The sequence below is a fragment of the SAR86 cluster bacterium genome, from assembly GCA_023703615.1.
In the GTDB taxonomy this organism is placed as follows: domain Bacteria; phylum Pseudomonadota; class Gammaproteobacteria; order Magnimaribacterales; family D2472; genus MED-G85.
In genome coordinates, this window is the sequence record CP097971.1 from 253832 (window position 1) to 266723 (window position 12892).

Sequence of the window (12892 nt, forward strand, 5' to 3'; positions counted from 1 at the left end):
GCTTAGATATTTTCTTCGGCTCTCAATGTAAGAATTTCAACCCCATCTTCAACCACTGCAAGTGTATGTTCCCACTGAGCAGAGTTTCGGCCATCTTTTGTTTCAACGGTCCATCCATCTTTCAGAGATTTACAATATTTTGACCCTTGATTTATCATTGGCTCGACTGTGAAGCACATACCCTCTTTGATTTCTAACCCAGTGCCTTTTTTTCCATAATGTAGAATTTGAGGTTCTTCATGATATGTTTGTCCAATTCCATGCCCACAATAGTCTTCGACAACGCTGTAATAATTTGATTCGGCATAATTTTGTATTGCATAACCTATATCTCCAAAAAATGCTCCTGGTTTAATTACTTTGATAGCTTCATAAAGACATTCCTGAGTAATTTTTACAAGACGCTCATTATGGGGTTTACATTTCCCAACTAAAAACATTTTTGATGTATCTCCATGCCAACCATCTTTCAGGACTGTTACATCAATATTAACAATATCACCCTCTTTAAGAATTTTTTTATCGTCTGGTATTCCGTGACAAATGACCTGATTTATACTTGTACAGAGTGTTTTTTCAAATCCTCTATACCCAACATTTGCAGGTATTGCTTTTTGCTCATTTACAATAAATTCGTGACATATTCTATCTAATTCTCCAGTAGATACTCCAGGTATAACATGAGGACCGATCATATCTATTACATCAGCAGCGAGTTTGCCAGCAATACGCATTTTTTTTATATCTTCTTTATTTTTAATAGATATTTTCATCTTTTTTCAACATTTATGTAGACATATTGTTTTTAAGTCTATAAAGTACAATTTTAATGCCAGCACAATATTTAAGCTCATTAAAACACAAATTTTCTTTCATTAGTTTTCACAAAATATTCTCTTTTAAAGCTTCAATCGGAGTTGTTTGTCTATGACATTCCCTGCCATTTTAGCTCTTGAGGATGGAAGTATATTCTATGGTGACGGATTTGGCGAAAAAAAAGTTGGAGTAGGTGAGATTGTCTTTAACACTTCTATTACCGGATACCAAGAAATAATTACGGATCCATCATATAAAAAACAAATAATTACATTTACTCATCCACATATAGGAAATACTGGCATTAATGAAGAGGATTTGGAATCTCATGACATTCATGCGTCTGGCGTAGTAATCAATAAACTTTGTGACTCTCCAAGTAACTGGAGATCTTCCAAAAGTCTAGATATTTTCTTCAAAGAACAAGGTATTTTAGGTATCAGTAATATAAATACCCGTGAACTTACTCAATTATTAAGAGATAAGGGTTCTTTAAGTTGCTATATATCACCTTTATCAATGACTAATGAAAAAGAAGCATTAGAGAACTCAAAAAAATTTGTGGGATTAGAAGGTTTAGATTTAGCTAAAGAGGTCTCATCAAAAACCAAATATGTATGGAATGAGGGTACTTGGCCAGAATTTAAACAATCTTCCATTAAAATGCCAATCGTTGCTTTTGATTTTGGCATTAAAAGAAATATTTTAAGACTTCTTTCAGATCATCTAGGTGAAATAGTTGTTGTTAATGCCGAGACATCATATGAAGAAATAATGAAGCTGTCACCTAAGGGAATTTTTTTATCTAATGGACCAGGTGATCCAGAGCCATGCTTATATGCAATTGAAAATATAAGAAAATTTTTAGATCTTAAAATTCCAATTTTTGGAATATGTTTAGGGCATCAACTTCTAGCCTTAGCTGGCGGAGCTAAGACTTTTAAAATGAAATTTGGACATCACGGGGCTAATCATCCTGTTCAAGAAATAAAATCCAAGGAAGTTTTTATAACAAGTCAAAATCATGGATTTGCAGTTGATCCTTCAACTCTTCCAACAAATATTGTTTCCACACATATTTCTCTTTTTGATAATACTCTTCAAGGCATAGAATTTTCAGATAGGCCAGCTTTTAGCTTTCAAGGTCATCCAGAAGCAAGTCCTGGACCACAAGAGATTCAAATGCTTTTTAAAAAATTTAAAGATATGGTTGAAGACTATGCCAAAACGTAAGGATATCTCATCAGTTTTAATTATTGGTGCTGGCCCTATAATTATTGGTCAAGCATGTGAATTTGATTATTCCGGTGCCCAAGCTTGTAAGGCTTTAAAAGATGAAGGATTTAGGGTTATTTTAGTAAATTCTAATCCAGCTACAATTATGACTGATCCAATCTTAGCTGATGCAACCTATATAGAGCCTATTCATTGGCAATCAGTAGAGAAAATTATTGAAAAAGAAAATCCAGATGCCATTCTCCCAACTATGGGCGGTCAGACAGCTTTAAATACTGCCTTAACGCTTGATAAAAAAGGAATTCTAAAAAAAAATGATGTGATATTAATTGGAGCTAACCGAGAAGCAATTGATAAAGCAGAGGATAGACAATTATTTGATGAAACTATGAAAGGTATAGATATTGAAACACCTAACTCTGGAATAGCACATTCAATGAAAGATGCATATGAGGTACAAAAAAGAATTGGATTCCCATGTATTATTAGACCATCTTTCACTATGGGAGGGACTGGAGGAGGAATTGCTTACAACATAGACGAATTTAAAAATATTTGCAAAAAAGGCCTTGAATTATCTCCAACAAATGAGCTTTTAATAGATGAATCTTTAATTGGATGGAAAGAATATGAAATGGAAGTAGTTCGCGATGTCAAAGATAATTGCATAATAATATGCTCAATTGAAAATTTAGATCCTATGGGGGTTCACACTGGTGATTCAATAACAATTGCTCCTGCCCAAACGTTAACTGATAAAGAATATCAAATAATGAGAAATGCATCTTTTAAGATTTTGAGAGAAATTGGTGTTGAAACTGGGGGCTCAAATGTTCAATTTGCCATAAATCCAAAAACTGGAAAAATGGTAGTAATTGAAATGAATCCAAGGGTAAGCAGATCTTCAGCATTGGCATCAAAGGCAACAGGTTTCCCAATTGCAAAGGTTGCTGCATTGCTTTCGGTTGGATATACGCTCGACGAATTAAAGAACGATATTACAGGCGGTCTTACTCCAGCATCCTTTGAACCAACTATCGATTATATAGTTACTAAAATTCCTAAATTTGCTTTTGAAAAATTTCCTGAAGCAAATAACAGACTTACAACTCAAATGAAATCTGTTGGAGAAGTTATGGCAATTGGATCAAATTTTCAAGAATCTCTTCAGAAAGCCTTGTGTAGCATGGAAGAAGACTTAGATGGATTAAATTCAATTTTGGATATTAAAAATAAATCAATCGACGAAGAAGAAATTCAATATGAGTTATCCTTTCCAGGTGCGAAAAGAATATTTTACATTGCAGATGCTATGCGAATGGGTTGGCCTAAGGAAAAAATTTATAAATTAACTCAGGTTGATTATTGGTTCCTTGACCAAATTGCAGAAATTATAGAAATTGAAAAAAATCTAAAAAAATCCTCAAAAGATAAAATAACAAAAGAATTGCTTTTTAGTTTGAAGTCAAAAGGTTTTTCCGATAAACGTATAGGAAAAATGATTAATGAGGAAGAATCATCCATAAGAAATCTAAGATTAAAATTTCATGTATTACCCATATTTAGGAGGGTAGATACTTGTGCTGCTGAATTCTTAACTTCAACTTGTTATATGTATTCGACATATGGTGGTAAATGTGAGAGCTTGCCTTCAAAAAATAAGAAGGTATTAGTTTTAGGAAGCGGCCCCAACAGAATTGGCCAAGGCATTGAATTTGATTATTGTTGTGTTCATGCTTCATTGGCAATGCAAGAAGAGGACATTGAATCTATTATGGTAAATTGTAATCCTGAGACTGTATCAACTGACTATGATGTTTCAAATAGACTATATTTTGAACCGATTACAGCAGAAAAAATTTTGGACATTATAGATATTGAAGATCCTTATGGAGTGATAATTCAATTTGGAGGCCAGACTCCGTTGAAACTTTCAAATATTTTGTCCAAACATGGTATTAAAATTCTTGGTACAAATGTTGATGCTATTGATAGATCAGAAGATAGAGAAAGGTTCCAAGAATTAATAGTTAAGTTAAATTTGAAGCAACCTCTTAACGCAACTGTAAAAACACAGAATGAAGCTTTGGAGAAAGCAGATGAAATAGGGTTTCCAATTGTTGTAAGGCCATCATATGTTCTAGGAGGACGCGCTATGCAGCTTGTTCATCATAAGAAAGAATTAGCTTTATATTTATCTAAGGCTGTTGAAGTCTCAAATAGTAAGCCTATTTTGTTAGATAGCTACTTAACTGATGCTATTGAAGTTGATGTTGATGTTGTTTCGGATGGAAAAGACATAGAAATTGGGGGTATTTTGCAACATATTGAACAAGCTGGTGTACATTCTGGTGATTCCGCCTGTTCTCTTCCACCATATAGTCTATCAAGTGAAATCCAAAATAAAATTAAGGTTCAATCAATTAACATTGCAAAGGAGTTGGAAGTCATTGGATTGATGAATATTCAGTTTGCTGTTAAAAATAATGATATTTATATAATTGAAGTCAATCCAAGAGCTTCTAGAACAGTTCCGTTTATTTCAAAAGCAATTGGCAAATCTATAGTGAAAGTTGCTTCAAAAGCCATGATTGGAATTAGTTTAAAAAATCAGTCTTTTTCAACAAAGTTACCAAATGGATTATCATTTGTAAAAGAGGCTGTTCTACCTTTTGATAAATTTCCTCTAGTTGATCCCATACTCGGGCCTGAAATGAAGTCAACCGGTGAAGTCATGGGCATTGGACCTAATTTTGGAGAAGCTTATGCAAAAGCTCAAAAAGGAGCTAATAAAATCTTACCCAAAAAAGGTAAAGTATTTTTAAGCGTAAAAGATAATGACAAAAAATATTTGAAAAAGTTAGTACCATTATTAATAAAAAATGATTTTCAAATTATTGCTACGGATGGAACGGCCCAAAAGATTCGTGAACTTAAATATGACGTCACAAGAATTAATAAAGTTTTAGAGGGAAGACCTCATACAGTTGACAGTCTTTTAAATAACGAAATAGATCTTGTAATAAATACCACAGAGGGCAAACAATCAATTGAGGATTCTGCTTCAATTAGAAGGACCGCTTTACAGAATAAAATATTTTGCACAACTACAATGTTTGGAGCATTTGCAATAATGGAGTCTTTAAAAAATGACGAGCAAGACTGGTCTTATACCCCTCTTCAAGAAATAAATAATTAGATTTAATAAATTGCTATAATTCTCAAATGAGCAGAATTCCTATCACAAAAGATGGCGAGATATCTTTAAAAAAAGAACTAGCAACTTTAAAATTTGAAGAAAGGCCTAAAATTTCATTGGCTATTGCTGAGGCAAGAGCTCATGGAGATCTCAAAGAAAATGCTGAATATCATGCAGCTAAAGAGCTTCAAGGCTTAATGGAAGCAAAGATTTCTGATATAGAAAGTACTCTTTCAAACGCACAAGTTATTGATGTTAAAGAAATACCTGAAAGTGGAAGGGTAATATTTGGCTCTACTGTAAAAATTATAAATATCGAAGATCAACATGAAACTATCTACAAGATTGTTGGGAATTTGGAATCTAATCCTGATATTGGAAACATTTCAATTGAAACACCAATAGCAAAAGGACTAATTGGAAAATTTGTAGATGACGAAGTTAAAATTATCACTCCTTCTGGTGAAAAAATTTTTGAAGTGGTTGAAGTCAAACATATTTAAATTGAAATGTACGCTGATAATTGGTCAATAAAGGCAAAAAACGCAGGTTACAGATCAAGAGCAATATATAAACTTGAAGAAATATTACAAAAAACAAAATCTACAACTGGCATAAGAAATGTTCTTGATATTGGATCGGCTCCGGGTGGTTGGTCACAACTTATTAGATCAAAGATAAAAAACTCAAATGTATATGCAATAGATATTTTAGATATGCCAAATATCGAAGGAGTTAGATTTTTTAATGTGAGCATTGAGAACATAGACTCAATTACTGAAATTCGTGAGTTAAAGGATAAATTTGATCTTGTAATTTCAGATTTAGCCCCAAATATTAGTGGTATTGCGGCTGTAGATAATGAAAATATATATGATCTAAATGTTTTAACACTCAATACTGCTATAAAATATTTAAACAGCAATAAAGGAAGTTTAATAATGAAAACGTTTCAAAATAATAAATTAAAAAGTCTAAGAAAAAAAATGGAACTTTCATTCGAAGTAGTGCAAACTCTTAAACCTGCAGCATCAAAAAAACAATCTGGAGAAATTTTTTTATATGGAGCTATTAAATAATGAATAATATGATGAGAAATTTACTAGTATGGGTCGTTCTCGGATCCTTAATTATGTTTGTTTTCAACAGTGTTGAAAGCACTTCTGCCAGAGAACAAATAAGTTACACCCAATTCAGAGAGGAATTGTTATCTGACAGAATAGCAAAGGTCGTATATAAAGGTGATCAGATGACAATAATTGGAGATCGTTTAGATGGCTCTAAATTTGAGACTACACATCCTATATTCAAAAAAGACGAAGCAGTAGATAATGCCATTGAAGAAAATGGTGTCATAGCAGTCTATGAAAAAATTGAACAACCGTCTATATGGTCACAACTTCTTGTTGGTGCATTTCCGATAATACTGCTTTTAGCAATTTTCTTTTTCTTTATGCGACAAATGCAAGGTGGAATATCTGGTAAAGGTGGTCCTATGTCATTTGGTAAAAGCAAAGCCAAACTTATGGAAGGTGGTAATGTAAAAACAACCTTCAAAGATGTGGCTGGATGCGAAGAAGCTAAGCAAGATGTTCAAGAATTAGTTGACTTTCTTCGTGATCCTTCAAAATTTCAAAAGCTTGGTGGAAAAATTCCAAGGGGTGTACTTATGGTAGGTCCTCCAGGTACTGGTAAAACACTTTTGGCAAGAGCTGTAGCAGGTGAGGCTAAAGTTCCTTTTTTTACCATTTCAGGCTCTGATTTTGTTGAAATGTTTGTAGGTGTTGGAGCTTCAAGAGTAAGAGATATGTTTGATCAAGCAAAAAAGCAATCTCCATGTATTGTTTTCATTGATGAAATAGACGCTGTTGGACGTCATCGGGGTGCCGGTCTTGGAGGAGGACATGATGAAAGGGAACAAACTCTAAACCAGTTACTTGTTGAAATGGATGGTTTTGAGGGAAACGATGGTGTAATTGTCATTGCAGCAACGAATAGACCAGATGTTTTAGATCCAGCTCTATTAAGACCTGGAAGATTTGATAGACAAGTTGTAGTTGATCTCCCTGATATCAGAGGTAGAGAAGCAATCCTCAAAGTACATATGAGGAAAGTACCTCTAGCTGCAGATGTCGATCCTTCAGTGATAGCCAGAGGCACTCCTGGATTTTCTGGAGCTGACTTAGCAAATTTAATTAATGAAGCAGCATTATTTGCAGCCCGATACGCAGATAAAAAAATTGACCAGTCACACCTTGACTTAGCAAAAGATAAAATCATGATGGGTGCTGAGAGAAAATCAATGATTTTAAGTGAAGAACAAAAAAGAATTACAGCCTATCATGAAGCAGGCCATGCGATAGTTGGAAGGTTGTGCCCAACACATGATCCTGTATATAAAGTAACTATCATTCCAAGAGGAAGAGCTTTAGGTGTGACAATGTTTTTACCTGAAGAAGATACATATATGCAAAGTAAAGAATATCTCCTAGGCAGAATTGCTACTTTATTTGGAGGAAGAATTGCTGAAAGTATTATCAATGGCCATCAAGGTATTACAACTGGCGCATCAAATGATATTGAAGTAGCTACAGGTATTGCAACAAATATGGTGACTAAATGGGGCTTCTCTGATGAACTAGGCACTATAAAATATGGCGAAGATGAAGGAAGTCCTTTCTTAGGAAGATCTGCAACAAACCCTGCTCAAATAAGAAGTGATCAAACATCCAAGTTAATTGACTCAGAAGTCAAGGCAATAATTGACTCATGTTACAAAAGAGCTGAGAATTTGTTAAAAGAAAATTTAGATAAGCTTAATGTAATGGCTGATGCCTTACTAAAATATGAAACGATTGATGCTCCTCAAATTGATGATATTATGGCAGGAGCTGAACCTAGAGAACCAAAAGGTTGGTCTGATGATTCACCTCCAAGTAAACCAGATAGTAAATCTTCAATAAAAGGACCTGCTGAAGAGTTATAATACTTTACTATGGATCTAAAATTCGGTACTGACGGTATTAGGGGACCCGTCGAATCCGTCATAACCCCAGAAGTTTGCCTTAAAATTGGTCACGCCACTGGTTTGGTTATGAAAGAGTTTGGCTGGAATACCGTTTTAATAGGAAAAGATACTAGAGTTTCAGGTTATATGCTTGAATCTGCTCTTCAAGCTGGTTTCATTGCAGCTGGAGTAAATGTAAGATTACTGGGACCTATTCCTACTCCAGGAGTAGCATATCTAACAAAATCTCTTAGAAAACAATTTGGACTTGTCATTAGCGCTTCTCATAATGATTATTTAGATAACGGTATAAAAATTTTTGATTCTAACGGTGAAAAGTTAAGTAGAGAAGTTGAAAAAAAAATAGAAAAACTTCTTAATCAAAATCTTGATTCTGTTGAAACTTCTAAATTAGGTAAGGCAAGACGGTTTGATGAATCGGGAGATAGATATATTGAATTTTGCAAAGGAACCGTTCCAGATGAAATATCTTTTTCATCATTAAGAGTTGTTTTAGATTGTGCAAATGGTGCTTGTTATAAAGTTACTCCAGCTGTTTTCGAAGAACTAGGAGCTGAAGTTATATGTATTGGAACAGATCCTGATGGATTTAATATTAATAAAAACTGTGGTTCAACTTTTCCTGAAAATATAAAAAAAGAAGTATTATCACGAAGAGCAGACTTTGGAATTGCACTAGACGGCGACGGCGATAGAGTTGTCTTAATAGATAAAGACGGAAATGAGCTTGATGGCGACGATTTGTTATATATTCTTGCTTTCTCAAATCCAAATAGAACTGGAAAATGGTCAGGAGTAGTTGGAACCCAAATGAGTAATCTAGGTCTTGAAGATGGCCTTAAAAAATTAGGATACAAATTTGCTAGGGCAAATGTTGGAGATAAGTATGTTTCTGAGATGCTCACAAAAAAAGGTTGGTTATTAGGAGGAGAATCTTCTGGACATATTATATGCAAGGATCTTGTTAGCACCGGAGATGGAACTGTTGCGGCACTAAAAGTAATTTCATCGTTGTTATTGCTCAAGAAAGATCCACAAGAAGTTCTATCAAGTTACAAAAAAATGCCACAGGTAAATTTAAATTTAGAAGTTACAAATAAAGACTTAATTAATGATAAAGATATAATAGAATCAGTAAAAAAAATAGAGTCAGATCTTACAGTAGGTAGAGTATTGATTAGGCCATCTGGTACTGAAAATAAAATTAGAATTATGATAGAGGCTAACCAAGAAAAAGTTGCATCAAAATATGCGAATGATCTCCTTAAATTATTTAAATCAAAACTATAATGATAATCGCAAACTGGAAATGTAATGGAAGCAAGGCCATGATTGATGATTGGTTTAATTCTTATAGAAAGACAATACAAAACAAAGGATTTGATGCAGGAATTATTGGTATCGCTCCCCCATTAATATTTTTAAATGAATTAGATCTGCATATTAAAAAATACGATATGGACATTGATTTATGTTCTCAAGATATTTCTGGGTCAGTAAGAAGATGTACTGGAGCAATTTCAAGTGATATGTTAAAAGATAATAATACTTTTGGTTATTGCATAGTTGGCCATTCAGAGAGAAGAGCTTTATACAAGGAGGATAATGAAATAATTCAAGATAAGGTTTTTGAATGCTTATCATCAGATATTAATCCTATAATATGTATTGGTGAATCCGAAGAAGAAAACAATCTTGGTAAAACCGAAGAAATTTTAAAAGAACAACTAAATATTTTAAGAAATGTTTCTTTAAGTGATTCGACAACAATAGCATATGAGCCTATTTGGGCAATTGGTACTGGTAAAACTCCTGACCCAAAAGATGTAAATGAAATTCATAAATTCATTAAAGATGTTGTACAATCGATTTCTGCAAATTCACGTGTACCTTTGGTTTTATACGGCGGCAGTGTTTCAAAAGAAAATGCTGAAAGCTTTTTAAAAGAAGAATATGTAGATGGAGCATTAATAGGTGGAGCTTCATTAGATGGTAAGAATTTTGCTGAAATTATTAATACAATGAGAAATATAAAATGTTAGCTTTAATTACAATTACTTGTATAGTCTTATCAGTAGTAATAGTCGCACTAGTTTTGTTACAACAAGGAAAAGGATCTGATTTGGGTTCTGCCTTTGGTGGAGGCTCTTCAAACTCTATGTTTGGAGCTCTAGGCCCTTCAAATTTTATGGGAAAATTAACATATTTAATTGTAGCAATATGGTTAATTCTTACACTTTTGCTTGCTTATTTGTATAAATCACAAAATACAGATCAATTATTTGAGACTCCTCTTATAGAGGAGGCTATTGAGGAAAATCTTATTAACAACGTTCCTGAGGAATAAATTATTTAATGGTGCCGAAAGCGGGACTTGAACCCGCACGAGCTTTCGCTCACTAACCCCTCAAGCTAGCGTGTCTACCAATTCCACCACTTCGGCATTTTTATTGCATTATATCAAGTATTATTTATAGAAATTAAAAATAATCTACTTGACCAAGATAGCCCCATTATTTAAACTGCACCTTCGCTGCGTTGCGGGGTGGAGCAGTCTGGTAGCTCGTCGGGCTCATAACCCGAAGGTCGTTGGTTCAAATCCAGCCCCCGCTACCACGATGATGTTATAATGACTTAATGTGGGGGCTGTTGCCCCTTTTTTATTAAAAAAATTATGATTGAAGAAATAAAAAAAATTATTGAGCCTGCAATTATGCAGAATAATTGTTTTTTATGGGGAATAGAAATATTGAGAGGTAAAAAAAATCCAACACTAAGAGTTTTTATTGACTCTTATGAAAATGCTAATATTGAAGATTGTGAGAATATCTCTAAAGATCTAAATTATGAAGTCTCGCTAGAATCAATACTAGGCGACGATTTTATACTTGAAGTTTCTACTCCTGGTATTAATAGAAAATTTTTTTATAAAGAGCAACTTAATGAGTATATAGGTGAAGAATTTGAATTAAGATTAAGAAAACCAATAAATGGAGATAAAAATATTAAAGGACACCTTATTAATATGAGTAACGACATACTATCCATAAAAAATAAAAAAAGGGACTATGAATTAGATTTTAATGACTTAGATTTATGCAAATTAAATCCTAACTATTCAAAATTAATAAAGGAAATAAATTATGCAAAGTAATGAAATATTAACAGTTGTAGATTCTGTTTCTACAGAAAAAGGTCTTGATAAGGAAGTTATATTTTCTGCTATTGAATCAGCAATAGCGTCAGCCTCACAAAGACACTTTCATGAAGATGCAGAACTATACGTATTAATAGATAGAAGTTCGGGCGATTATACAACTTATAGAAATTGGCATGTCTTCGACGAAAATAATGAAGAGTTTCATATTGAAACTCATATATCTGAAAAAGATTCATCTCTTAAAATTGGAGAAGTCTTTACTAAGCAAGAAGATAATATTGTATTTGGAAGAATCGAGACACAAGCAGCAAGACAAGTAATGCTTCAAAAAGTTAGAGAGGCTGAACGAGAAAAAATTGTTTCTCAATTTAAAAATAAAAATAATACATTAATAAATGGAACAGTTAAAAGAGTAACAAGAGACAATATAATAGTTGATATTTCTCAGGATGCTGAAGCTATTTTACCAAGAGACAGATTAATGCCTGGTGAGATTTACAAAATAAATGACAGAATTAGGGCTATTCTTCAAATAACTGATGTTGAGGGAAGGGGAGCTCAACTAATGTTAAATAGATCTTGCCCTGAAATGGTTACAGAACTATTTGCTATTGAAGTACCAGAAATCAATGAAGATATTATTGAAATCAGAGGTGTTGCAAGAGATCCGGGATCTCGATCAAAAATTGCAGTCAAAACAAATGATGGAAGAATTGATCCTGTTGGAGCTTGTGTTGGAATGAGGGGCTCAAGAGTTCAAGCAGTATCTTCAGAATTAGGTAATGAGAGAATTGATATTATTATTTATGATGATAATCCTGCTCAGCTTGTTATAAATGCTTTAGTCCCAGCAAAAGTTGATTCTATTGTAATGGATGAGGAATCAAGATCTATGGAAATTGCAGTCAATCAAGAAAATTTAGCTCTTGCTATTGGTTCGAGGGGGCAAAACATACGGTTAGCCTCAAAATTGGCAGGGTGGAACCTTAATGTTATTAGTAGCGATGAGGCTGAAGCTAAAGTAAAAGTTGATGAAACTGAGTTTCTTGCTAAATTAACCGAGACTCTTAATATTACTGATGATAAAGCTGAAGCTATTATTTCCTCCAAATTACTCTCTTTTGATGAAATAGCATATGCAGATGCAACATTGCTTAAAGCTATTTTTGAAGATGAGGATGAAATAAAAAGGATTCAAAGCTATTCTGAAGATGCTGCATTACTTGATGCTATGGGAGTTGTAACCGAAGAAGAGCAAGATAATGAATCTTTGATTGGTTTGAATCTTGATGAAGATAATATTACAAAATTAAGTTCAAATGGAATTAAAAATAAGGATGATCTTGCGGAGCTTTCAATTGATGAGTTAAAAGAAATAATTGAAATCACTGATGATGAAGCATCAGTAATGATTATGAAAGCAAGGGAAGATTGGTTTAAATAGGTACAAATT

Annotated in this window: 11 protein-coding genes and 2 tRNA genes; 11 read left to right on the top strand and 2 right to left on the bottom strand. The window is 33.4% G+C overall.

Annotated elements, in window-relative coordinates:
* Positions 1 to 2 precede the first annotated feature (2 nt).
* Positions 3 to 773, bottom strand: a complete 771-nt coding sequence (map, locus tag M9C80_01360; GenBank protein ID URQ69831.1) for a type I methionyl aminopeptidase — start codon at positions 771 to 773, stop codon at positions 3 to 5.
* A gap of 154 nt (positions 774 to 927) precedes the next feature.
* Here map and carA point away from each other — a divergent pair, with 154 nt between their 5' ends.
* The 8 genes from carA to secG are packed head-to-tail and all read left to right on the top strand — an operon-like array spanning position 928 to position 10626.
* Complete coding sequence (carA, locus tag M9C80_01365; protein ID URQ69832.1) at positions 928 to 2049, top strand: glutamine-hydrolyzing carbamoyl-phosphate synthase small subunit; 1122 nt, start codon at positions 928 to 930, stop codon at positions 2047 to 2049.
* On the top strand, positions 2036 to 5251 hold the full coding sequence (gene carB / locus M9C80_01370) for a carbamoyl-phosphate synthase large subunit (protein URQ69833.1): 3216 nt from the start codon (positions 2036 to 2038) through the stop codon (positions 5249 to 5251). Before carA ends, carB begins: the two co-directional genes overlap by 14 nt.
* A gap of 26 nt (positions 5252 to 5277) precedes the next feature.
* Positions 5278 to 5754, top strand: coding sequence for a transcription elongation factor GreA (greA, locus tag M9C80_01375; GenBank protein ID URQ69834.1), 477 nt, complete (start codon positions 5278 to 5280; stop codon positions 5752 to 5754).
* A 6-nt stretch (positions 5755 to 5760) separates the two neighbouring features.
* Positions 5761 to 6330: an RlmE family RNA methyltransferase gene (locus M9C80_01380; protein URQ69835.1), complete on the top strand. Its 570-nt coding sequence runs from the start codon at positions 5761 to 5763 to the stop codon at positions 6328 to 6330.
* Positions 6330 to 8237 carry an ATP-dependent zinc metalloprotease FtsH gene (gene ftsH / locus M9C80_01385; protein ID URQ69836.1) on the top strand — a complete coding sequence of 636 codons (1908 nt, stop codon included), beginning with the start codon at positions 6330 to 6332 and terminating at the stop codon, positions 8235 to 8237. The genes M9C80_01380 and ftsH overlap by 1 nt, the downstream gene beginning before the upstream one ends.
* A gap of 9 nt (positions 8238 to 8246) precedes the next feature.
* Positions 8247 to 9569, top strand: coding sequence for a phosphoglucosamine mutase (glmM, locus tag M9C80_01390; protein ID URQ69837.1), 1323 nt, complete (start codon positions 8247 to 8249; stop codon positions 9567 to 9569).
* Positions 9569 to 10321: a triose-phosphate isomerase gene (tpiA, locus tag M9C80_01395; protein URQ69838.1), complete on the top strand. Its 753-nt coding sequence runs from the start codon at positions 9569 to 9571 to the stop codon at positions 10319 to 10321. Before glmM ends, tpiA begins: the two co-directional genes overlap by 1 nt.
* On the top strand, positions 10315 to 10626 hold the full coding sequence (secG, locus tag M9C80_01400; protein URQ69839.1) for a preprotein translocase subunit SecG: 312 nt from the start codon (positions 10315 to 10317) through the stop codon (positions 10624 to 10626). Before tpiA ends, secG begins: the two co-directional genes overlap by 7 nt.
* A gap of 9 nt (positions 10627 to 10635) precedes the next feature.
* Here the strand turns inward: secG and M9C80_01405 are convergent.
* Positions 10636 to 10722, bottom strand: a tRNA-Leu gene (locus tag M9C80_01405).
* Positions 10723 to 10818: 96 nt separating this feature from the next.
* Between M9C80_01405 and M9C80_01410 the strand changes: the two genes are divergently transcribed.
* From M9C80_01410 to nusA, 3 genes are all read left to right on the top strand, one after another.
* Positions 10819 to 10895 (top strand) — tRNA-Met (locus tag M9C80_01410).
* Between the two features lie 55 nt (positions 10896 to 10950).
* Positions 10951 to 11433, top strand: coding sequence for a BCR family protein (locus M9C80_01415; protein ID URQ70187.1), 483 nt, complete (start codon positions 10951 to 10953; stop codon positions 11431 to 11433).
* Positions 11423 to 12883, top strand: coding sequence for a transcription termination factor NusA (nusA, locus tag M9C80_01420; protein ID URQ69840.1), 1461 nt, complete (start codon positions 11423 to 11425; stop codon positions 12881 to 12883). Before M9C80_01415 ends, nusA begins: the two co-directional genes overlap by 11 nt.
* The last annotated feature ends 9 nt before the right edge of the window (positions 12884 to 12892 follow it).